The sequence below is a fragment of the Allobosea sp. GW823-FHT01F03 genome (genome assembly GCF_058798075.1).
In genome coordinates this window covers 5227000-5248865 of sequence record NZ_CM179505.1, presented here as the reverse complement: position 1 = coordinate 5248865, position 21866 = coordinate 5227000, and the positions used below count along the sequence as shown (strand labels likewise).

Here is a 21866-nt window from a genome sequence, read left to right as displayed (position 1 = left end):
CCGCCGGATCGATGCGGCCTGCCTGCAGGGAACGCCGGGCGCTCCCGATCGTTCCAATCCCTGACGCGCCAACAGGCCGCTTAGAGCTTTGTTAACCTTAACGGTTTCTTATCGTGACAGGCTAATGCGCCCCGCCAGGGCGCCAGATGCGGGGCATTCGGCCCCATCTCCTTCCACGACCAGAGAGCCCGATGAAGACGCTCCTCAAAGCCACCGTCGCGACCTTCCTCCTGCTTGGCAGCGGCGCTGCTCTCTCGGCCGATCTGGCGTCGAGCAAGTTCCTGCCGCTCGCCCCGGCCCTGCCGCCGCTCTATAGCTGGACCGGCTTCTATCTCGGCGGCCAGCTCGGCTATTCCTGGGGCTCGGATCGGCAGAGCCTGTACACCACCGCCGGGCGCGCGCCGGTCGGTGTCTCCTTCGATTACAGCCCCTCCGCCTTCATGGGCGGTGTCCATGCCGGCTTCAACTACCAGATGGGCTCGGTCGTCCTTGGCGTCGAGGGCGATATCGAGGGGATCAATGCCCGGGATACGCATGGCGGATTGTTCCGGGTCCAGCAGGACTGGCAGGGCTCCGTGCGTGGCCGCATCGGCTATTCCTTCGACCGCTTCATGATCTATGGCGCCGCGGGCGCGGCCTTCAGCCGTTTCGAATACGGCTATTTCAACCCGGCTGCCGGTCTTGGCGAGAGCGGCAAATTCTCCCGAACCGGCTGGACCGTCGGCGGCGGCGTCAACTTCGCCTGGACTGACAATCTCATCTTCGGGCTCGACTACCGCTATACCGACTATGGCAGCTTCGATTTCGTCGCCCGCAGCGCCTATCTCGGCCTGAGCGCCGAGCATGAGCCGAGCTCGCATGCCGTGCGGGCGAGCGTCGCCTACAAGTTCTGAACCGCCGCGCATTCCGGATATCGACGAGGCCGCGCCGCAAGCGCGGCCTTTTTGCTGGGACGACATGACATCCGCCTTGTGCGCGCCGGCCGGCCGGAAAGCGACTGGCCAAGCCCGCGTCGCGATGCCAGAAAACCCGTCGACGCCGGCTAGCGACGATGAGCCGGCTTGCTCTCGACAGGGATGGGGACCGGCATGGCAGCAGAAAAAATAGCGATCGTCACGGCAGGCGGCAGCGGCATGGGCGCAGCGGCGGCGCGCCGTTTGGCGCAGGACGGTTTCCGGGTCGCAATCCTGTCCTCCTCGGGCAAGGGCGAGAAACTGGCGGCCGAGCTCGGCGGCCTCGGCATCACCGGTTCGAACCAGTCGAACGCTGACCTCCAGCGTCTCGTCGACGCGACCATGGCGCGCTGGGGCCGGATCGACGCATTGGTCAACAGCGCCGGACACGGCCCGCGCGCGCCGATCACCGAGATCACCGACGAGCAATGGCATGCCGGGCTCGACGTCTACCTGATGAACGTCATCCGCTCGACCCGCCTCGTCGCCCCGGTGATGACGGCACAGAAATCCGGCGCGATCGTCAACATCTCGACGGCCTGGGCCTTCGAGCCGGCGGCTACCTTCCCGACCTCGGCGGTGTTCCGCGCCGGGCTCGCCGCCTACACCAAGCTCTTCGCCGACCAGTACGCCGAGCACAATGTCCGGATGAACAATGTCCTGCCGGGCTGGATCGATTCTCTCCCGCAGACCGAGGAGCGCCGCGCCGGCGTGCCGATGCAGCGCTATGGCACCAGCGCGGAGATCGCCGCGACGGTCGCCTTCCTCGTCTCCGAGGGCGCCGGCTACATCACCGGCCAGAATCTGCGCGTCGATGGCGGGCTGATGCGCTCGGTCTGAGCGGCGGTCCGGTCTGGGAATGGTCCTGGCGCCATGGTCGGCCTTGAGCCGACCATCTCGGCCCGGATGGGGCTCCGGCCAGCGGCTTCTGCCATGAGATTCTCGGCTCTACGCTTCGCTCCGGCCGGTCAGAAGCCCGTGCGCTGGCGGATCGCTGCCGCCAGCGTGCCGTCGTCGAGATAGTCGAGTTCGCCGCCGACCGGCACGCCATGGGCGAGCTTGGTTACCTTGACGTCGAGATGCGCCAGGAGGTCGGTGATGAAATGCGCCGTGGTCTGGCCCTCGACCGTGGCGTTGAGCGCCAGGATGACTTCCTTGACCATGGGTTCCGAGGCTCGGGCGACGAGCGCATCGAGCGAGAGGTTTTCGGGCCTGATGCCATCGAGCGCCGAGAGCACGCCGCCGAGGACGTGGTAGCGGCCTGAGACCGCGCCTGAACGCTCCAGGGCCCAGAGATCGGCGATGTCGGCGACGACGACGATGAGACTGTCGTCGCGGCGCGGATCGCGGCAGAGCCCGCACGGGTCGCTGGTGTCGACATTGCCGCAACTGGTGCAGACGACGATCCGCTCGCGCGCCACCGTCATGGCTTCGGCCAGAGGGCCGAGCAATTGCTCGCGCTTCTTGACGAGATGCAGCGCCGCGCGCCTGGCCGAGCGCGGCCCCAGGCCCGGCAACTTGGCCAGGAGCTGGATCAGGCGCTCGATTTCGGGGCCGGCAATGGTGCGGGACATGGCGAGCCTAAAGAGGGAATGGCGCCGTTATTCCGGACAAGCCGCGCAAGCGGCGCTGATCCGGAATCCATCGAGGGGCGCTGCGCTCTACGATGGATTCCGGGACTTCGCTGCGCTCGCCCGGAATGACGGTGCGCGAGCCGGACTCAGAACAGCTTCATGCCCGGCGGGATCGGCAGGCCGCGCGTCACCTCGGCCATCCGGTCGGCGACGGCGCGCTCGGCCTTGTTGCGGGCGTCGTTGCAGGCGGAGATCACGAGGTCCTCGAGGATCTCCTGCTCGCCGGCGACCATCAGGCTCGGATCGATCTTCACCGATTTCAGCACGTTCTTGGCGGTCATCACCACGGTGACCAGACCGCCGCCGGCCGAGCCCTCGAATTCGAGCGTGTCGAGCAGGGCCTGCATCTCGGCCATCTTCTTCTGCATGTCCTGCGCCTGCTTCATCAGGCCCATCATGTCGCGCATCGCCGCGCTCCCTTTCGCTCAGTTGTCCGTCCAGAATTCGACACCCTCGAAATCCGGCTCGCTGTCGTCGAACAGCGGCTCGGCTTCGGGCAGATAGTCGTCGCCGGCCGTCGCGCTCGGTGCCTGTTCGGCCTCGGCGGCGCGCGGATCACGGACATCGACGATGCGGGCGCCCGGGAAATGCTCCAGCACGGCGCGCACCACCGGATGATTCGCGGCGTCGCTCTCGCGCTTGTCGCGGGCCGCCTCGGCCTGCTCGCGCAGGGTCGGCGCGCCTTCGGTATTGGCGAGCGCGACGAGCCAGGTCTGGCCGGTCCAGTCCTTCAGGCGCTTCGACAGGTCGGTGGCGAAATGGCGGTTGCTCGCATTGGCCAGCGCGAATTCGATGCGGCCGGGCTCGAACTTGACCAGCCTGACATCGCGCTCCAGTGCCAGCTTCATGGTGATGTCGCGCTGGCGCGAGGCGAGTGCGACGAGGTCTTCCAGGCTCTGGGGCTGCGGCAGGCCGTTGGCCATGGCGCGGGGCGCCGCAGCGACGGCAGGAGCCGGATTGGCGGCGGCGAGCACCGGCCTCGCCGCCAGCGCCGTCGCGCCGCCGCCCGATGGCGGGCGCGGGGCAGGCGAACCATTGCCCGAAACGCTGCCGCTGCCGTCGCGCAGCATGCGCAGCGCCTCGTCCGGCGTCGGCAGGTCGGCGGCATGGGCGAGGCGCACCAGCGCCATCTCGGCCGCCATCACCGGCCGGTCGGCCTGGCGCACCTCGGCGATCGCCTTGAGCAGCATCTGCCAAGCACGGGCCAGCACCCGGATCGAGAGGCGCTCGGCGAAATCGGCGCCGCGCGTCCGCTCGGCCTGGCTCAGACTGTTGTCCTTGACCGCATCCGGTACGAGCTTGAGGCGCGTCACCAGATGGCTGAACTCGGCGAGGTCGGAGAGCACCACGGCCGGGTCGGCGCCGGCATCGTATTGTGCCCGGAGCTCGCCGAGCGCCGCCGCGATGTCGCCCTTCATCACCTGCTCGAACAGGTCGATCACCCTGGCCCGGTCGGAGAGACCGAGCATGGTGCGGACCTCTTCCAGCGTGATCTTGCCGCCGGCATGGGCAATCGCCTGGTCGAGGATCGACAGCGAATCGCGCACCGAGCCCTCGGCGGCGCGGGAGATCGCGGCCAGCGCCTCGTCCTCTGCCTCGATGCCCTCGGCCTTGCAGATGCCGCCGAGATGGCCAACCAGCAGGCCGGCATCGACGCGGCGCAGGTCGAAGCGCTGGCAGCGCGACAGCACCGTCACCGGGACCTTGCGGATCTCCGTGGTGGCGAAGATGAACTTGGCGTGCGGCGGCGGCTCCTCCAGCGTCTTCAGGAAGGCGTTGAAGGCGCCCCCCGAGAGCATGTGGACCTCGTCGATGATGTAGACCTTGTAGCGCGCGCTGGTCGGCGCGTAGCGCACGGCGTCGTTGATCTGGCGGACATTGTCGACGCCGTTGTTCGAGGCGGCGTCGATCTCCATCACGTCGATATGCCGGCCCTCGACGATCGCCTGGCAATGCACGCCGAAACGCGAGAGGTCGGTGGTCGGCGCGCCCGTGCCGTCGGCATTCTGGTAGTTCAGGGCGCGCGCCAGGATGCGGGCGGTGGTCGTCTTGCCGACGCCGCGCACGCCGGTCAGCATCCAGGCCTGCGGGATGCGCCCCGCCGCGAAGGCGTTGGTCAGCGTCCGGACCATGGCGTCCTGGCCGATCAGGTCGCCGAAATGCGCAGGGCGATATTTCCGGGCAAGGACACGATAGCCGGCCGGCTGGTTCGCCGCCGGGGCGGGCGCGGGGGCAAGGCCGGGGAAGCCCGGCTCGTCGGCGGGGACGGTCGCGTCGGTCATGCCATTGCTTTCGCCGTTCGCGGCGTGGCGGTCAACGCCGCCATGCATCCGGACGGTCCGACCGTGACAGGAGCGACATCGCGGATGCATCGCCGCGCGGGGCGGCAGGTGGGAGGCTGGACGAAGACCCGTTCGGTCTCGTTACGGCTGCTTCCTTCCGGACCTGACCGGGTTGGCGAGTGAGACGTCCCTCGCCAACCTCCCGTCGGCTATATCGGTGAAGAGAGGCGCGAGCGCAAGTCGCCTGTGCAAAGACGTCGCCTGTGAAAACCCGCCTGCGCTGCTGCGACACAGGCGTTTCGGCATTGACTTGGGTCATGCCTTCCGCCATAAGCCCGCGACCTGTGCAGCCCAAGCGGCGGCGCGGAACCTTTTGCATGACAGGCTTGGCTGGCCTTGGCTTTCTCTTCGAGAGCTGCGGTTGCTGCGCCGAGACAAGGCCCCGGAGACGGACCGTGAAGAGAACCTATCAACCCAGCAAGCTGGTTCGCAAGCGTCGCCACGGCTATCGTGCCCGCATGGCGACCAAGGGTGGCCGCAAGGTCATCGCTGCCCGTCGCGCCCACGGCCGCAAGCGCCTGTCGGCCTGATGAGGTGGGGCGCGCGCTCCCGGCGCGCCGGTTTCGTGAAGACTGGCCAAACGCCATGCGCATCGCCCGTCTGACGCAACGCAGGGACTTTCTCGCGGCGGCCGAGCATGGCCGCCGTTTTCGTTCGCCTGCCTTCACCGTGCAGGTCAACGATCAGCGGCACGACGCCGCCGAATCCGGGCTCAGACTCGGCCTCACCGCCTCCCGCAAGGTCGGCGGCGCGGTCGAGCGCAACCGTATCCGCCGGCGCCTGCGCGCCGCTGCCAAGCTCGCGCTGGCCGGGCAACTCGAGCGCCCCTGCGACGTCGTGATCGTCGCTCGTCCCGAAACGATCACCGCCGGTTTCAGCGCCATGGTCGCCGACCTCTCGGTCGCGCTCGACCGCGCCCGCCCCGGCGGCAACCGTCGCGGCCCGCCTTCCGGCAAACGCCCCCTTCCCGAGAAGCCCGCCAGGGCCGACAGCGAGACCCGTTTTCGACCATGAAGATGAAAGAAGAAAACCGTAATCTGCTCCTGGCGATCACGCTCTCCGTGGTCGTGCTGCTCGGCTGGCAGTTCTTCTTCGCCGTGCCGCAGATGGAGAAGCAGAAGCAGGTCGCGCAGCAGAACCAGCAGACGCACAGCCAGCAGCCCCCGGCTCCGGGAAGCGTGCCGACGCCGGGCGCTGCCCCGGCCCCTGGCGCCGCCCCGGCGCAGCCTGCCGCCGCCGCGTCGCTCGCGACCCGCGAAGCCGCGCTCGCCGCCGGCCCGCGCATCCGAATCGAGACGCCGAAGATCGCCGGCTCGCTCTCGCTGACCGGCGCGCGCATCGACGACGTTTCGCTCAAGGCCTATCACGAGACGGTCGACCCGAAGAGCCCGATCATCGTGCTGCTCTCGCCGGCCGGCGGCCCGAACGCCTATTATTCCGATTTCGGCTGGGTCGCGGGGCCTGGCGTCAACGTTCCCCTGCCGAACGCCGGCACGGTCTGGAGCGCTGACAGTCAGGTCCTGACCCCGGCGAAGCCGGTGACGCTGACCTGGGACAACGGCCAGGGCCTGCTGTTCCGCCGCATCATCTCGGTCGACGACAACGCCTTGTTCTCGATCCGCGACGAGGTCGACAACAAGGGCACGAGCGCCATCTCGCTCTACCCCTATGGCCAGGTCGTCCGCGTCGGAAAGCCGACGACGCTCGGCTACTATGTCCTGCATGAAGGCATGATCGGCGCCCTCGGCGAGCAGGGCTTGCAGGAATATACCTACGACGCCATCGACAAGGAGCCGGCTCTCGGCGCGGCGACGCATGGCAAGGCCTGGAAGGACGCTGTCGGTGGCTTCGTCGGCATCACCGACAAGTACTGGGCGGCGGCAGCCATCCCCGACCAGACCAAGAAGTACGAGGGCCGCTACTCGTCGGTGCAGACCGGTCCGGTGCGGACCTATCAGGCCGACTTCCTCGGCGAGGCGGTCACCGTCGCGCCGGGAGCTTCGGCCGTTGCCTCCTCGCGCCTGTTCGCCGGAGCCAAGGAGGTCGCGGCGATCGACGGCTACGAGAAGAACCAGGGCATCAAGCGCTTCGAGCTGATGATCGATTGGGGATGGTTCTACTTCATCACCAAGCCGATGTTCTACCTGATGGACTGGGTCTACAAGCATGTCGGCAATTTCGGCATCGCCATCCTGGTCGTCACCGTCCTGCTGAAGCTGCTGTTCTTCCCGCTCGCCAACAAATCTTACGCCTCGATGGCGAAGATGAAGGCGGTGCAGCCGGAAATGATGGCGATCCGCGAGCGCTATGCTGACGACAAGATGAAGCAGCAGCAGGCGCTGATGGAGCTGTACAAGACCAACAAGATCAACCCGCTCGCCGGCTGTTGGCCGGTGCTGGTCCAGATCCCGGTCTTCTTCGCGCTCTACAAGATCCTGTTCATCACCATCGAGATGCGGCACGCGCCGTTCTATGGCTGGATCAAGGACCTTGCGGCGCCGGATCCGACCAATCTCTTCAACCTGTTCGGCCTGCTGCCGTTCACGCCGCCCGCCATGCTGCATCTCGGCATCTGGCCGATCCTGATGGGCGTGACGATGTTCGTGCAGATGAAGATGAACCCGGAGCCCCCGGATCCGGTCCAGAAGATGATGTTCACCTGGATGCCGGTGTTCTTCACCTTCCTGCTCGGCTCGTTCCCGGCCGGCCTGGTGATCTACTGGACCTGGAACAACCTTCTCTCGATCCTCCAGCAGGGCTTCATCATGCGCAAGCACGGCGTCAAGATCGAGCTCTGGGACAATCTCAAGGGCATGTTCGGCAAGAAGCCGGCCCCTGCGGCTGCGGCGGGCGTGCCCAAGCCGGCGAACAGCAACAAGAAGTGAGGATGGCGGGGGCGCCTCGCCCCCGGTTTCCGACGATCTCATCCCGGGCGGCGCGAGCCGACCCGGGATGTCTGCTTTAAGAGCCCCGCACGATCGCTGGGCAAAGGCCCGGTCGGTATTTCACCTGCGACCTGCCCGACGGCGAGGAGACCGGCATGCCCCTTCCCGATCCGAAAACCCGGCATCCGATTCCCGGCTGGAAGGGCACGGCCTTCCTCAAGGCGATCGTCGACCACCCGTTCGTCGAGGTTGGCGACTACAGCTATTACGACGACTCGCGCGGGCCCGAGCATTTCCTCGCCCGCTGCGTGCGCTATCATTTCGACTTCATCGGCGACCGGCTGATCATCGGCAAATTCGTCGCCATCGCCCAGGCGGCGCAGTTCATCATGAACGGCGCCAACCATCCGATGGGCGGCTTCTCGACCTTTCCCTTCCAGATGTTCGGCTTCGAGGGCGCGCCTCCCGTAACGCCGGACGGTCATGGCCATCGCGGCGATACCGTGATCGGCAACGATGTCTGGATCGGTCGCGAGGCGGTGATCATGCCCGGCGTCGCCATCGGCGACGGCGCCATCATCGGGACGCGGGCGCAGGTTGCGCGCGACGTGCCGCCCTATGCGGTGGTGGTCGGCAATCCCGGCAAGGTGGTGAAGCTGCGCTTCCCGCCGGAGGTGGTCGAAGCGCTGCTGGAAATTCGCTGGTGGGACTGGGATGCGGAAAAGATCGCCCGCAACCTGCCCTTGATCGCCGGCGCCGACATCGACGCGCTGCGCCGGGCGGTGTAGGCAAGGCAGATGACCGCAAGCACGACCACACCTTACGACGCCGACGAGATCGAAGCTGCCCGCAAGCTCTTCGAAGGGCCCTGGGATTTCGTCTGGGCCTCGACCAAGATCGACGACCTGCCGCCCATGGTCGGCCAGGAGATCGCCTTTGCCGGGCGCTCGAATGTCGGCAAGTCGAGCCTGATCAACGCGCTGACGCGGCGCAATGCGCTCGCTCGCACCTCGCATACGCCGGGCCGTACCCAGCAGCTCAACTTCTTTCGTCAGGTCGGCCATGACGAGCGCCTGACCATCGTCGACATGCCGGGCTATGGCTATGCCGCCGTCGGCAAGGAGAAGGTCGCGGCCTGGACCCGGCTGATCCACGACTATCTGCGCGGGCGCTCCAACCTGATGCGCGTCTATGTGCTGATCGATGCCCGCCACGGGCTGAAGGATGTCGACGGCGCGGTGCTCGAGACGCTCGACAAGGCGGCAGTCAGCTACCAGATCGTCCTGACCAAGGGCGACGCCATCAAGCAGGCCGACCAGACCTTCATGGCCGAGGCGACCTTCGACGAGATCAAGCGCCGCCCGGCGGCCTATCCCGAGGTGCTGGTGACCTCGAGCGAGAAGGGCCTCGGCATTCCCGAATTGCGGGCCGCGATCGCGCGGGTGCTGGCGGAGCGCAGCTAGTCTCCGGTGCGATCCGCGCCGCTTCACCGCGTCGCGGCCGGCCGGCTTGACGGCGCCTCGGCGGCATCGTCTTTCCTGCCCGCTGCAGCCTGGCGTCGGCCCCGGCGCGCTGCCGGAGGCTCGTCATGATCACCGCGACCAAGATCCATCTGACCATCGCCATGCTGATGGGGCTCTTCGGCGTCACGCTGCTCGCCGCCGCGACCCATTCGGGAGCGGCCGACACGCTTCAGATCGCCGGCCAGATGCTGCTCTTTCACGCCTCGGCCGTGATCGGAGCCTGCGTCGCGCGTCGTGCCGGCCTGCTCGCCGATATCGGCGCGCGTCTTGCAATCTCGCTGCTGATCCTCGGCGTCGCGCTGTTCGCGGCCGATCTCGCCAGGCGCGGCTTCCATGGCGAGCGCCTGTTCATGGGCGCCGCCCCGGCCGGTGGCTTCATGATGCTCGGTGGCTGGCTCGGCCTCGCCGGCTCGGCCTTGTTCGCAAGGCGGGTCTGAGCCGCGTCGCGGCGCTTCCGCGGCACGGCACTTTCAGCTAGAAGGCGGCCCGGCGCGGATCCGGCGCGCCGTCGCGGAGCCTGCATGATGATCAACCCTGCCGCCCATCTGACGCCATCGCAAGCGGCCGAGCTCCTCGTCCAGGCGCTGCCGCATATGCAGCGCTACGACCAGGAGGTGATCGTGATCAAATATGGCGGCAACGCCATGGGTGACGCCGCCACCGCCGAGGATTTCGCCGAGGACGTGGTTCTGCTCGAGCAATCCGGGCTGAAGCCGGTGGTCTGCCATGGCGGCGGCCCGCAGATCGCCCGCATGCTCGACAAGCTCGGCCTGAAATCCGAGTTCAAGCAGGGCCTGCGCGTCACCGATGCGGCGACCGTCGACGTCGTCGAGATGGTCCTGGCGGGCTCGGTCAACAAGGAGATCGTCGGCTACATCTCGCGCGAGGGCGGCAAGGCGATCGGGCTTTGCGGCAAGGACGGCAACATGGTGATCGCCAAGAAGGCGACCCGCACCATCGTCGACCCCGATTCGAAGATCGAGCAGATCCTCGATCTCGGTTTCGTCGGCGAGCCCGACACGGTCGACACCACCGTGCTCGACGCGACCCTCAAGGCCGAGCTGATCCCGGTTCTGGCGCCGGTCTGCGCCGCCGTCGACGGTCAGACCTATAATGTCAACGCCGACACCTTCGCCGGCGCGATCGCCGGGGCGCTCAACGCCAAGCGCCTGCTGCTGCTGACCGACGTGCCGGGCGTACTCGACAAGGACAAGAAGCTGATCCCGGAGCTGACCGTCGAGCAGTGCCGGCGCCTGATCGCCGACGGCACCATCTCCGGCGGCATGATCCCGAAGATCGAGACCTGCATCTACGCTCTGGAAAAGGGCGTCGAGGCCGTCGTCATCCTCGACGGCAAGGTGCCTCATGCCGTGCTGATCGAGCTCTTCACCGATACCGGCTCGGGCACCATCATCAGGAAGTGAGGGCCGAACCTGGCCGTCATTCCGGGGAGCTGCGTGGCAGCGAGCTCGCACCTCATGAACACCGAATCTGCCGGCAGGCCCGCCGTGAGGTCAGGGCATCTCCGAAGGATGCCGATGTTCATGGGTTCCGGGCTCTTCGCTGCGCGAAGCCCGGGAACGTAGGACTTCCCCATCGCAAGGACTTTGCAAGAACCTTGTATGTCATGCTGTCACGTCCCACATGACATGATCCAATGAAACAGAACGCTGACATCGCCGCCAACCTGCCACTCCTGCCCGACATGGACGCTTTCGGCCATGTCGACCATTGGGTCTTCGACCTCGACAACACGCTCTATTCGCATGAGGCGAAGGTCTGGCCGCAGGTCGACGAGCGCATCACGCTCTTCCTGGCGGAGCTGTTCGGCCTCGACGGCATGTCGTCGCGGGCGCTGCAGAAATATTATTACCAGCGCTACGGCACGACGCTGAAGGGGCTGATGGAGGAGCACGGCATCGACCCCGCTGACTTCCTCGACTTCGCCCATGAGATCGACCTGACCCTGCTCGATCCCAACCCAGCGCTCGGGGCGGCGATCGCGGCATTGCCCGGCCGCAAGCTGATCCTGACCAATGGCTCGCGCGGCCATGCCGAGAACGTCGCCGGCAAGCTCGGCATCCTCCATCACTTCGAGGACATTTTCGACATCGTCAATGCCGGCTTCACCCCGAAGCCCGAGCGCGCGACCTATGAGAATTTTCTCGCCAAGCACGGCGTCGATCCCGGCCGGGCGGCGATGTTCGAGGATATCGAGAAGAACCTGATCGTGCCGAGCGCGCTCGGCATGAAGACGGTGCTGATCGTGCCGCGCACGCCCGATCCCTTCCGCGAGGCCTGGGAACAGGCGGCGGTCGAGGCCGGCCATGTGCATTTCGTCACGAACGATCTGACCGGCTTCCTCGGGCCGCTGACGCGGGCGGAGCTCCCTTCGCTTCCTGTTTCGAAATAGCTCTGAGTCATCCCGGGCGACCGAAGCGAGACCCGGGAACCATTCTGGAGCCTTTCCGACAGGGCAGCGTGCATGGATCCCGGATCAGCGCCGCTTCGTGGCTTGTCCGGGATGACATTGCAGGGGCTCAGGCAAAGCGCCGCGAGGCGAGATTATGCGAGCGGCGCAGGCCGGACAGGTCGAGCCCGGGAATCTCGCCGTCGATCACCCGCCAGCGCCCGCCGACCAGCACCCGGTCGGCCCGGCTGGCGCCGCACAGCACCAGCGCGGCGATCGGGTCATGCGCGCCGGAGAAACGCAGCTCGTCGAGCTTGTAGAGCGCAAGGTCGCCCTGCAGGCCGGGCGCGATCTTGCCGATATCGTCGCGCCCGAGGCAGCGGGCCGAGCCTTCCGTCGCCCAGCGGATCGTGTCGCGCGCCGTCACCGCGCCGGCGCTCTTATAGTGCAGCCGGTTGACCAAGAGCGCATGGCGCAGCTCCTCCATCAGATTGGAGCCGTCATTGGAGGCCGAGCCGTCGACGCCGAGGCCGAGCGGGGCGCCGGCCGCTTCGAGCTCGCGGGTCTTGCAGAAGCCGGAGGCGAGCACCCCGTTCGAGGTCGGGCAATGGCAGATTCCGACGCCGGCCTTGCCCAGTCGCTCGCATTCCTCGCAGGAGAAATGGATGCCGTGCGCCAGCCAGGTCTTCGGTCGCATCCAGCCGGCGTCCTCGAGCAGGTCGAGCGGGCGCTTGCCATAGACTTCCAGGCAATAGGCGTCCTCGTCCTCGGTCTCGGCGAGATGGGTATGCAGCGGGGCATCGAAGCGGGCGGCGAGCTCGGCGGATTTCGCCATCAGCGACGGCGTCACCGAGAAGGGCGAACAGGGGGCGAGCGCGATCTGGACCATGCTGCCGGGGGCAGGATCGTGGAACAGCTTCAGCACCCGCTCGCTGTCGGAAAGGATCGTGTCCTCGTCCTGCACGACCTCATCCGGGGGCAGGCCGCCATCCTTCTGCGACAGGTTCATCGAGCCGCGCGAGATGGTGACGCGGATGCCGAGCGCGCGGGCTTCCTCGACGGCGATGTCGACCGCGTTCTCGAGCCCAGCCGGGTAAAGGTAGTGGTGGTCGGCCGCGGTGGTGCAGCCGGACAGGAGCAGCTCGACCAGGGCGGCCCGCACCGCGATCCGCAGATCCTCGGGCCGCAGCCGCGCCCAGAGCGGATAGAGCGCCTTCAGCCAGGGAAAGAGTTCGCGGTCGATCGCCGCCGGATGGGCGCGGGTCAGCGTCTGGTAGAAATGATGGTGCGTGTTGACGAGGCCGGGCAGCACGACATGGTCGGAGGCGTCGAAGCTCTCGGTCACGGGCCGCGAGGGGAAACCGCCGAGCGTGACGAGCTCGACGATGACGCCGTCCTCGATCACCACCCCGCCGCCGGCGTTTTCAGCGAGAATGGCGAGCGGATTTCTGATCCAGAGGCGCATGATGTGTCCGGGTATAAAGGCGGCGATTCAGTCAATCGTCCCGCATAGGTGGGACATTGGTCGAAGGCCAGCCCGGGTCGTCATTTCACGGTGGTTCAATCGTCCCAGAACGGGCCGCTCTTGCAGCGATAGCCGATGAAGCATTGCGGCGTGTCGCGTGCCGGCACCCAGGCCGGATCGGCATATTCGTCGAACTGGCAGAAGCCGCGATGGGCGACGAAGCGGTCATAGGTATAGCCGCCGGTGCCGAGCACGATCGCGCCATTGGCGCGCACGCTCTGCTGGTTGGCGGCGCAGCTGCGCGACAGCGTCGACGGCCGTCCCTGGGCCAGGCTTGCACTGGTGAAAGCGAGCGTCAGGACGAGCGACAGGGCGATCCGTTTCATCGGGCCTTTCCGCGTGGTGAGCCTTTCCATCATAACACGTCTGGCCGGCCGGCGTTCCCTCAGCCTTGACGTTGCTGCCTGCATCGGCCATCGCTCCGGGCGCCCTCATGACTGCCGGAGCTGTCTCATGTCGCTGACCGATCTCGCCGCCACCATCGATGCCGCCTGGGAGAACCGGGCCGAGATCGGCATCTCGACCAAGGGCGCCGTGCGCGAGGCCGTCGAGCAGGCGATCGAGATGCTCGACGCCGGCAAGGCCCGCGTCGCCGAGAAGATCGACGGCGAATGGGTCACGCATCAATGGCTGAAGAAGGCGGTGCTGCTCTCCTTCCGGCTGACCGACAACCAGATCATGGCGAACGGCCCGGGCGAGGGCGTGTTCTGGGACAAGGTGCCGTCGAAGTTCGAGGGCTGGGGCGAGAACCGCTTCCGCGCCGCCGGCTTCCGCGTCGTGCCGCCGGCCGCGGCGCGCAAGGGCTCCTTCATCGCCCCGAACGTCATCCTGATGCCGTCCTTCGTCAATATCGGCGCCTATGTCGATTCCGGCACCATGGTCGACACCTGGGCGACGGTCGGCTCCTGCGCCCAGATCGGCAAGAACGTCCACCTCTCGGGCGGCGTCGGCATCGGCGGCGTGCTCGAGCCGCTGCAGGCCAACCCGACCATCATCGAGGATAACTGCTTCATCGGCGCCCGTTCCGAGGTGGTCGAGGGTGTCGTCGTCGGCGAGGGCGCGGTCCTCGCCATGGGCGTCTTCATCTCGGCCTCGACCAAGATCGTCGACCGCGCCACCGGCCAGGTCCATATCGGCAAGGTGCCGCCCTATTCGGTGGTGGTCTCCGGCTCGCTGCCGGGCAAGCCGATGAATGATGGCACGCCCGGCCCGGCGCTCTACTGTGCGGTGATCGTCAAGACCGTCGACGCCCAGACGCGGGCCAAGACCGGCATCAACGATCTGCTGCGGGACTGATTATCTACGACAAGGAGATGGCGAGAGGGCCCGTTCGGCATTGGATGCCGGCCCTCTCGCCGCTTTCGCGCTGATCGCGCCGGCTCGAGCTTCTGTCGCGCCGAGCAATATCGGTCACTCCGTCATTCCGAGCCCTGCAAAGCTGAGCGCCGGAATGACGGAGTTTGAAGGTGGCCGAGCGGCGAGCGCCTCAGGCGGCCGGGGCAGGGTTCGTGGTCGCCTCAGGGCCGGGCCCGGTGGGCACCGGCTGGGCGGCGGGCGAGGCGGCCAGCGCATCGCGCAAGGCCTGCTCGCGGGTATGGTCGAGTGAGGTCTTCAGCACCAGGCCGCCGGTGCCCTTGATCGCCTCGAGAACCTTGTCGCCGGTCATCTTCTGGATCAGCACGAAAAGCGCCGCATTGCCGGGCTGCAGGGTCGTCGACAGCTCCTTCATGAAATTGTCGTTGACGCCGTAATCGGACAGCGCGCCGCCCAGCGCACCCGAGGCGGCGCCGATCGCCGCGCCGAACACCGGCATCAGGAAGATCGCGCCGATCAGCAGGCCCCAGAAACCGCCCGAAGCGGCGCCGAGCGCCGTGGTGTTGAGCAGCTGGTTGAGCTTGATCTTGCCGCCCTCATGCATCACGGCGATGGCGGCATCGCTGATCTGGATCAGGTATTCCTTCTGGAGCCCGAAGAGCTTCTGGCGCATTTCCTCGGCCTTGGCCTCGGTCGGATAGACGATGACGACGAGATCGGACATGGGGAAACTCCTGATGAGACGGGAATAACAGCCTGACGATAGCTTGTGACGGGCTTGCGGCGGAAGCCATGATTCAGGTCAAGACGATGAGGCCTCGCCACGTCTGACTTCCCGCACCGGCTTCCCGCCTATTCGGCCGCCAGCTCCCTGGCGGCTTCCTTCGCCGCGCCGCGCAGGGGCAACTCCTTCATCCGCGCCAGGAACAGCAATGACAGGGCGAAGCCGACGAAGGTCGCGGCGAAGACATAGGCGAAGAGCCGGACCATGACCTCGCGGTCGACCGCGCCGGCCCTGAGTGTTTCGGCGGAGAGCCCGGCGCCGCTCGCGCCCATGCCGCCGAGCACGATCGCGCCGAACACGGCGACGATCAGCGCGCCGCCGATCTGCCGGAAGAAATTGGCGGTTGCCGTTGCAGTGCCGAGCTGGTGCATGGCGACGGCGTTCTGAATCGCGACGGTCGCGACCGGGAGCAGCGTGCCGAAGCCGAGGCTGATCACCGCGAGCACGGCTCCGAAGGGCACGAGCGGCAGTCTTCCGGCGAAGATCGCGAGGATTGCCGTGCCGGCGAGCGCCACGACAAGGCCGGCGAGCGGCACGCGCTTGTAATGCGTCAGCTTGGTCATCGCCCGGCCGGAGGCGGTCGCGCCGACGACCGTGCCGCAGGTCAGCGGGATCAGTCCGAGCCCGGAATGGGCCGCGGACAGGCCAGCGACGGTCTCGAAATAGAGCGGCAGATAGATCGTCAGGCCGATGAAGGTCCCCATGCCGAAGCCGGCGGCGATGGTGCCGTCGCGCACCACCGGATTGGCGAGGATGGCGAGTGGAATCAGCGGCTCCTCCGCGACCCGCAGTCGCCAGGCGAAGCAGAGCCAGAGTGCGAACGAGAGCAGGACCAGCCCGAGGATCGGCGCCGAGAACCACGGATAGAGCACGCCGCCCCAGGACAAGGCGAGCAGCAGCGTCATGGTCGCGCTGGTCATCAGCAGGGCGCCGAGCAGGTCGAGCCGGTGCGGCCGCTCATGGCGCGGCAGGCGGCGCAGCGCCTTGTCGGTCATCCAATAGGCGGCGAGCCCGAGCGGCAGGTTGATCCAGAAGATCACCGACCAGTGCAGCGCCTCCGAGATCACGCCGCCGAGCACCGGCCCGAGCAGCGAGGAGGAGAAGAACACGCTGGCGATGTAGACCTGATACTTCCCGCGCTCCTTCGGCGGCACCATGTCGCCGATGATCGTCTGGGCCAGCGCGATCAGCCCGCCGCCGCCGAGGCCCTGGATGAAGCGGGCGACCACCAGCAGCCAGATCGAGGAGGAGAGCGCGCAGGCGACCGAGCCGACGATGAAGATCACGATGCCGCCGAGCAGTGTCACGCGCCGGCCATGGATGTCGGCGAGCTTGCCGTAGAGCGGGGTCACGGCCGTCGAGGCCAGCAGATAGGAGGTCACCACCCAGGGCAGATGGGTGACGTCGCCGAGCTCGCGCCCGATCGTCGGCATCGCGGTCGCGACGATGGTCTGGTCGAGCGCCGCCAGGAACATGGCGAGCATGATGCCGATCAGGATCGAGCGGATATCGGCATGGCTGAGCGCAGCCGCCGGCGCCTCGGTCTCGACCCGCTTGTCCATCGGCACTGCGCCCGTCCTGTGAATTGGGAATGGCGGACCTTAATGCGCTGGCAGGCCATGCGCCATGCGCGGGCGCGCAGGGCCGATCGGCGTTGCGATCACGCTGCCGTTGCGGACGCCGGCAGGCAATGCACAATATCGGCAGGCGCGGTACGACGCCGGGGAGGGGGCTGCGATGCGGGCGGTGGTGCTGCCGATAGTCGTGCTGCTCGGCGCGGCGCCGGCCTTCGGACTCGAGCTCGAAGGCCGCTATGGCTATGCCGGAGAGTGGGCGGTCTCCGCGATGCTGACGGAGGGGACGTTCCCGGGACTCTGGCGCAAGCGCGAATTCGCCGGGCCGGTGCAGCTGAAGCACCTCGCCATCTGCGGGCCGGGAGAGGTTTCCGAGAAGACTGGTACGCTCCGCTTGAGCCGCACCGGCGCGAGCTATGTCGCGAAGCTGGTCGTCGGCGAGGACAGCTGCGAGGTCGCCGGTGTACTCAACGAGGATAGGGTCGCCTTCGCCGATTGCGGCAGGAGCGGCAAGATCCCGCTGAGGCTCTGGTCGAAATGAGGCAGGCGATCCGGCGTTGCCTCCTCCCGGCCTTGTTCGTCGACGCGCTTGTCGTGGGGAGGGCCGCGGCAGAGGATCGGCGGCCGACGCTCTGTCTGCGCGAGGAGAAGGCGGTATTCTCCTGCGCCATCGGCAGCCGGATCGTCTCGCTCTGCGCCTCTGCCGATATCGACCCGGGCCAGGGCACGCTCGTCTACCGCTTCGGGCGCAAGGGCGCGGTCGAGCTGGTCCATCCCGACCCGCCGCGCCCGCCCGGCTCGGCCTTTAGCACCGCCGTCGTCGGCGATGCCGGGTCAGCCGGCGACATCGTCCGCTTCTCGCGCGGCGACGCCACCTACACGCTCTATTCGCTGACGGTGAAAGGACAGGGCGATCGCGACGGCCTCGTCGTGACGCAGGGCGGACGGCGGAGCCATCTCAGATGTCGCGATTTCGCCCTCGGCGACCAGGCCTGGGCGCCGGTCTATCGGGCGATGCTGCCCCGGGCCGAGCCGGCCGAGCTCGACCTGCCGCGTTGACCGGGGCCTGAACGGCAAAGAGCCGCGCCATCGCGGGGGCGATGGCGCGGCCCGGTCGGGCATCGTTCGTGAGATTACTTCAGCTTGGCCGCGATCGCCTGCAGGCCGGCATTGGCGCATTCCTCGTCGAGATGGCCGCCGGGAGCGCCGCCGACGCCGACCGCGCCGACGACATCGTCGCCGACCTTGACCGGCACGCCGCCGCCGAGCAGCAGGAAGCCGGGGATATGCACGAGATTGCGGGCGCCGGCATTGTTCGCGGCGGCTTCGGCCATGGCGCCGGTGTTCGAGCGGGCCGAGGCCGAGGTGAACGCCTTGGCGCGGCTGGCTTCGAGGGTGTGCGGGCCGGCGCGGTCGGCGCGGACCATGGCGCGCACGACGCCCTGGCGGTCGACCACCGTCGCGGTGACATTGAAGTTCTTGGCGGCGCAGGCCGCGACGGTCGCCTGGGCCAGTTCGACGGCGATGGCGGAGGGTAGGACGCGCTCCTGCGGCACCTGGGCCTGGGCGAGGGCCGGCAGGGCGACAGCGGCGGAAATCAGGACGAGACGGGCGAAGGACATGGCGAACTCCTCTGACGGCCACCGAGGGTGGCGGCGTGAGAGGAGAATGGCGAAGCCGCCCGGCCGCGTGCATCCGGGTGATCGACGCGCGGCATCGGTAGTTCTACCGATCGGCGCCCTGCAGATGCAGCCGGACCATCTCGGCGAGCGAGCTGGTTTCGAGCTTTTCGGCGAGATGGGCGCGATGCGTGTCGACCGTCCGCGGCGAGATGCCGAGCCGGCGCGCCGCCTCCTTGCTCGAATGGCCCTCGGCGATCAGGGCGAGGATCTCGCGCTCGCGTTCGGAAAGCCGCTCCAGCCGCTGCCGCGCGGAAGAGGCATCCGCTTCCGCCGCGAGCATCGCCTCCAGCCGGGCGAGGGCAGCCTGGACCGTGTCGATCAGCACTTGTTCGTCGATCGGCTTGGTCAGGAAATCGGCCGCGCCATTGCGGAAGGCGACGCGGCAGGCCTCGACATCGCCATGGCCGGTGATCACGATCACCGGCCAGCGGCAGCGGCTCGCGGCGAGGCGCTCCTGCAGTTTCAGCCCGGTCAGGCGCGGCATCCGGATATCGGTGACGATGCAGCCGGGCGGCAGGCCGGGCAGGGCGTCCAGAAAGGCGAGCGCATCCTGATAGCCCCGGACGTCCAGCCCGACGGTGCGCAGCAGGAAGCCGAGCGCCTCCCGCACCTCCCAGTCGTCGTCGATCAGGTGGACGAGGCGCAGGCTCATTCGGCGGCTTCTCGGCGAACCGCTTCGGCCGCCAAAGGCAGGTGGAAGCTGAACACGGCGCCGCTTGCGGCGTTGCCGCCGTCCAGCGTTCCGCCGAAGCGCTCGATCAGCCGGTTGCAGAGCGCAAGGCCGAGCCCGAGCCCGCCGGGCTTGGTGGTGAAGAAGGGCTCGAACAGCCGCGCCTGCGCCTCCGGAGAGAGTCCGGGGCCGCTATCGGCGACGCTGAGCACGGCCTGTCCCGCTTCCGTCGCCACGGCGATCGTGGCGACCCGCTCGCCCCTCGCCTCCGCGACTGCGTCGAGCCCGTTGCGGCCGAGATTGAAGACGACCTGCTCGAGCTGGACCCGGTCGGCCCGGACCAGTGGCCGGCTGCCATCGCTCTCGACCTTGAGCGAGCTGCCGGCCGGCAAGGCTCCTGTCGTCAGCAGATGGGCGACCTCGCGCGCAAGCTCGGCGAGATCGACGATTTCGAGATCGGGCTCGGACTTGCTGATCCAGGCCCGCAGCCGCCCGAGGATCTCACCCGCGCGCTTGGCGTTGCGCGCAATCGCGTCGAGGGCCGGCGCGAGCGTGGCGGGCTCGACCCCGGGACGCTGGACGAGGCGCTGGCCGGCCTGGGCATGGCTCAGGATCGCGGTCAGCGGCTGCGTCAGCTCATGGGCGATGCCGGAGGCGAGCTCGCCCATGGCGTTGACCCGGCCGGCATGGGCGAGCCTTGCATCCTGGGCGGCCAGGGCGGCTTTGCGCGCGGCTTCGCTCGCCCGGGCCCGGGCTTCGAGCAGCCGGTCGACGAGCAGCGCGCCGAGCGCGGTCAGCAGGGCCGCGACGATGAGAAAAGCCGGCGGCGGTGTCGGCCATCTCGGCGCCGTGGTAGCCAGGCTGAGCCGCAGTGGCTGGGTCCGGCTGGCAATATCGGCGCTGAAGGCGGCCTTCCTGCCTGCCTGCGCGTGCTCCGCGAGCCCGAGCTCGGCGCTGGCGCTCTCCGGCAGTGCCACGTCGCTGGCTGCAAGCCGGGCGATGTCGATGACGAGCGCGATGGCATAGTGACCGACGCCATCCGTCAGGGCGCGCTTGACCAGGAGCAGCTTCGTCCCGTCGTCGATGGCGCGGGTCCGCACTGCCGCGCCGGAGGCCTGTGCCGCTTCGGCCGCGACGATGGCCGGGTCGGTCACATCGAGCAGCGAAGCCGGTGGCGTGGTGGCGAGATCGACGACGTCGATCCCAACGATGCGCGGATAGAAGCGCGTGATGCTGGCGGCGACCTGCTCGACCGTCGCGATCGGCGCGGGGTCGGCGGCCTGGACCAGGGCGGAGAGACTGGTCAGATGCGCGTCGTGCTGGTCGGCCCGCTGCGAGATCAGGCGATGCAGGGTCTGCCCGGCTTTGGCGAGTTCGGCCGCGGCCTGCTGGCGCAGCAAGAGCGAGGAGAGCACGCAGGCAAGGCCGAACAGCGCGACTGCCGACAGGAGGGTGATGCTGCGGCGCCGCGTTCCCGTCATCGTTCTTCCGCCATCCTCCCACCGGGCCAGCTCCCGGTGAGCCGAAGATAGCGGCTTTCCGGCGGGGCTGCACGGACTCGCGGCTGCCGTGGCGGCGCTAGGTTTCCGCCAGGCCAGAAAGCGGCGCCCGCAGCGACAACACGATGCCTTCGGCCGCATAATCGGTCTGGGCCGTGCCGCCGAGATAGCTGCCGAGTGCCTTCTCGATCATCTGCGAGCCGAAGCCGCGCCGGGTCGGCGGTGCGACCAGCGGGCCGCCGCGCTCCTGCCAGCGAAACAGCATGTCTCCGGCCTCGAGCTGCCAGGCTATCTCGACGCGGCCGGCTTCATGGGACAGCGCGCCGTATTTGATGGCGTTGGTGCCAAGCTCGTGGGTGGCCAGCGCCATGGCCAGGGCGCATTTCGGCGACAACGCGACGGCCGGGCCGGCAATCGCGATGCGCGCGCCGAAGCGATGGGGCGCCAGCACGACTTCGACGAGCTGTTTCAGGTCGGCGCCATGCCGGCTCGCCGACAGCAAGAGGTCCTGCGCCGTGCCCAGCGCTCGCAGGCGGTCGAGCAGGCGGGGCTTGGCGGTCTCGATCGGCTCGTCGCCCTGGCGCAAGGTCTGGTTGACGATGCTCTGCACCATGGCGAGCAAGTTCTTGATGCGGTGGTTGAGTTCGCCGGCGAGCAAGCGATAGCGCTCTTCGCTGGCCCTGAGTTCGGTGATGTCGCGCGAGACCGAGAGAATGGCCTCCGGTCTGCCGTCCGGCCCGATGATCGGCGAGACTTGCACGTCCCAATAGCGCAGATTGCCGGCGGTGGTGTTCGCCGGGCCCTGGAAGCGATAGCTCTTGCCGTCGCGCGCCGCTGCGATCGCCGCCCTGGTCTCGGCCGCACCGGCATCGTCCCAGAAGTCTGGCCAGGCGCAGCCGCGGATCGCCTCGAAGTCCGTGAGCTCCATGACACGCTGACCGCCTTCGCTCATGAAGGTGAGCCTGCCCTCGAGATCGAGCACCTTGATGCAGTCATCCGATGCCGCGAGCACCGCGCGCATCAGGCGCGCATCCTTGTCTACCTGTGTCGGCACGTGCGCGCTTTCGATCT

Annotated in this window: 24 protein-coding genes and 1 other RNA gene; 13 read left to right on the top strand and 12 right to left on the bottom strand. The window is 67.9% G+C overall.

Going from position 1 to position 21866, the window contains the following annotated elements; all coding sequences use genetic code 11:
- The first annotated feature begins 191 nt into the window (after window positions 1-191).
- Both AC3RCC_RS25110 and AC3RCC_RS25105 read left to right on the top strand, forming a co-directional pair.
- On the top strand, window positions 192-893 hold the full coding sequence (locus AC3RCC_RS25110) for an outer membrane protein (RefSeq protein WP_291633598.1): 702 nt from the start codon (window positions 192-194) through the stop codon (window positions 891-893).
- Between the two features lie 195 nt (window positions 894-1088).
- Entirely contained in the window at window positions 1089-1793 is a 705-nt protein-coding gene (locus AC3RCC_RS25105) for an SDR family oxidoreductase (protein WP_492256956.1), read from the top strand.
- Between the two features lie 128 nt (window positions 1794-1921).
- Here the strand turns inward: AC3RCC_RS25105 and recR are convergent, their stop codons facing one another.
- The 4 genes from recR to ffs all read right to left on the bottom strand — a co-directional run bounded on the left by recR (window position 1922) and on the right by ffs (window position 5073).
- Window positions 1922-2527 (bottom strand): recombination mediator RecR, encoded by a 606-nt coding sequence (gene recR / locus AC3RCC_RS25100; RefSeq protein ID WP_291646328.1) that lies wholly within the window; start codon window positions 2525-2527, stop codon window positions 1922-1924.
- A gap of 146 nt (window positions 2528-2673) precedes the next feature.
- Window positions 2674-2994: a YbaB/EbfC family nucleoid-associated protein gene (locus AC3RCC_RS25095; protein WP_492256955.1), complete on the bottom strand. Its 321-nt coding sequence runs from the start codon at window positions 2992-2994 to the stop codon at window positions 2674-2676.
- Between the two features lie 18 nt (window positions 2995-3012).
- Window positions 3013-4869, bottom strand: a complete 1857-nt coding sequence (locus AC3RCC_RS25090; protein ID WP_492256954.1) for a DNA polymerase III subunit gamma/tau — start codon at window positions 4867-4869, stop codon at window positions 3013-3015.
- Window positions 4870-4976: 107 nt separating this feature from the next.
- Window positions 4977-5073, bottom strand: an RNA gene (gene ffs / locus AC3RCC_RS25085) — signal recognition particle sRNA small type.
- Window positions 5074-5324: 251 nt separating this feature from the next.
- Here ffs and rpmH point away from each other — a divergent pair.
- From rpmH to AC3RCC_RS25045, 8 genes are all read left to right on the top strand, one after another.
- Window positions 5325-5459, top strand: a complete 135-nt coding sequence (gene rpmH, locus AC3RCC_RS25080) for a 50S ribosomal protein L34 (RefSeq protein ID WP_038364779.1) — start codon at window positions 5325-5327, stop codon at window positions 5457-5459.
- A 55-nt stretch (window positions 5460-5514) separates the two neighbouring features.
- Entirely contained in the window at window positions 5515-5943 is a 429-nt protein-coding gene (gene rnpA, locus AC3RCC_RS25075; RefSeq protein ID WP_291633627.1) for a ribonuclease P protein component, read from the top strand.
- Between the two features lie 2 nt (window positions 5944-5945).
- Window positions 5946-7814 (top strand): membrane protein insertase YidC, encoded by a 1869-nt coding sequence (gene yidC, locus AC3RCC_RS25070; protein ID WP_492258830.1) that lies wholly within the window; start codon window positions 5946-5948, stop codon window positions 7812-7814.
- A 155-nt stretch (window positions 7815-7969) separates the two neighbouring features.
- A complete protein-coding gene (locus AC3RCC_RS25065) occupies window positions 7970-8602 on the top strand; it encodes a CatB-related O-acetyltransferase (RefSeq protein ID WP_492256953.1) in 633 nt (210 codons plus the stop codon).
- 9 nt (window positions 8603-8611) lie between these two features.
- On the top strand, window positions 8612-9277 hold the full coding sequence (gene yihA / locus AC3RCC_RS25060) for a ribosome biogenesis GTP-binding protein YihA/YsxC (RefSeq protein ID WP_452118987.1): 666 nt from the start codon (window positions 8612-8614) through the stop codon (window positions 9275-9277).
- A 125-nt stretch (window positions 9278-9402) separates the two neighbouring features.
- Window positions 9403-9774, top strand: a complete 372-nt coding sequence (locus AC3RCC_RS25055; protein ID WP_291633634.1) for a DUF423 domain-containing protein — start codon at window positions 9403-9405, stop codon at window positions 9772-9774.
- Window positions 9775-9858: 84 nt separating this feature from the next.
- On the top strand, window positions 9859-10761 hold the full coding sequence (gene argB / locus AC3RCC_RS25050; RefSeq protein WP_492256952.1) for an acetylglutamate kinase: 903 nt from the start codon (window positions 9859-9861) through the stop codon (window positions 10759-10761).
- A gap of 233 nt (window positions 10762-10994) precedes the next feature.
- Window positions 10995-11750 (top strand): pyrimidine 5'-nucleotidase, encoded by a 756-nt coding sequence (locus AC3RCC_RS25045; protein WP_492256951.1) that lies wholly within the window; start codon window positions 10995-10997, stop codon window positions 11748-11750.
- 127 nt (window positions 11751-11877) lie between these two features.
- Here AC3RCC_RS25045 and AC3RCC_RS25040 read toward each other — a convergent pair whose 3' ends face one another.
- Together AC3RCC_RS25040 and AC3RCC_RS25035 are read right to left on the bottom strand one after the other, a co-directional pair.
- Entirely contained in the window at window positions 11878-13212 is a 1335-nt protein-coding gene (locus AC3RCC_RS25040; RefSeq protein ID WP_492256950.1) for an 8-oxoguanine deaminase, read from the bottom strand.
- Between the two features lie 95 nt (window positions 13213-13307).
- Window positions 13308-13598, bottom strand: a complete 291-nt coding sequence (locus AC3RCC_RS25035; RefSeq protein WP_291633640.1) for a hypothetical protein — start codon at window positions 13596-13598, stop codon at window positions 13308-13310.
- Between the two features lie 127 nt (window positions 13599-13725).
- On the opposite strand from AC3RCC_RS25035, the gene dapD reads away from it, so the two are divergent.
- Complete coding sequence (gene dapD / locus AC3RCC_RS25030; RefSeq protein WP_291633642.1) at window positions 13726-14568, top strand: 2,3,4,5-tetrahydropyridine-2,6-dicarboxylate N-succinyltransferase; 843 nt, start codon at window positions 13726-13728, stop codon at window positions 14566-14568.
- A gap of 190 nt (window positions 14569-14758) precedes the next feature.
- Here the strand turns inward: dapD and AC3RCC_RS25025 are convergent, their stop codons facing one another.
- Window positions 14759-15310, bottom strand: coding sequence for a DUF1269 domain-containing protein (locus AC3RCC_RS25025; RefSeq protein WP_291633644.1), 552 nt, complete (start codon window positions 15308-15310; stop codon window positions 14759-14761).
- Window positions 15311-15438: 128 nt separating this feature from the next.
- A complete protein-coding gene (locus AC3RCC_RS25020; RefSeq protein WP_492258829.1) occupies window positions 15439-16932 on the bottom strand; it encodes an MDR family MFS transporter in 1494 nt (497 codons plus the stop codon).
- A 64-nt stretch (window positions 16933-16996) separates the two neighbouring features.
- On the opposite strand from AC3RCC_RS25020, the gene AC3RCC_RS25015 reads away from it, so the two are divergent.
- The gene (locus tag AC3RCC_RS25015) at window positions 16997-17485 is read left to right on the top strand and encodes a hypothetical protein (RefSeq protein WP_492256949.1); all 489 of its coding nucleotides are present in this window, start codon (window positions 16997-16999) and stop codon (window positions 17483-17485) included.
- Window positions 17482-18003: a hypothetical protein gene (locus AC3RCC_RS25010; RefSeq protein ID WP_492256948.1), complete on the top strand. Its 522-nt coding sequence runs from the start codon at window positions 17482-17484 to the stop codon at window positions 18001-18003. The genes AC3RCC_RS25015 and AC3RCC_RS25010 overlap by 4 nt, the downstream gene beginning before the upstream one ends.
- A gap of 74 nt (window positions 18004-18077) precedes the next feature.
- Here the strand turns inward: AC3RCC_RS25010 and AC3RCC_RS25005 are convergent, their stop codons facing one another.
- From AC3RCC_RS25005 to AC3RCC_RS24990, 4 genes are all read right to left on the bottom strand, one after another.
- Window positions 18078-18566 carry a GlcG/HbpS family heme-binding protein gene (locus AC3RCC_RS25005; RefSeq protein WP_291633650.1) on the bottom strand — a complete coding sequence of 163 codons (489 nt, stop codon included), beginning with the start codon at window positions 18564-18566 and terminating at the stop codon, window positions 18078-18080.
- A gap of 103 nt (window positions 18567-18669) precedes the next feature.
- Window positions 18670-19278 (bottom strand): response regulator transcription factor, encoded by a 609-nt coding sequence (locus tag AC3RCC_RS25000; protein WP_452118980.1) that lies wholly within the window; start codon window positions 19276-19278, stop codon window positions 18670-18672.
- Window positions 19275-20777 carry a sensor histidine kinase gene (locus AC3RCC_RS24995; protein WP_492256947.1) on the bottom strand — a complete coding sequence of 501 codons (1503 nt, stop codon included), beginning with the start codon at window positions 20775-20777 and terminating at the stop codon, window positions 19275-19277. The genes AC3RCC_RS25000 and AC3RCC_RS24995 overlap by 4 nt, the downstream gene beginning before the upstream one ends.
- A 97-nt stretch (window positions 20778-20874) precedes the next feature.
- A complete protein-coding gene (locus tag AC3RCC_RS24990) occupies window positions 20875-21849 on the bottom strand; it encodes an HWE histidine kinase domain-containing protein (protein WP_492256946.1) in 975 nt (324 codons plus the stop codon).
- Window positions 21850-21866 lie beyond the last annotated feature (17 nt).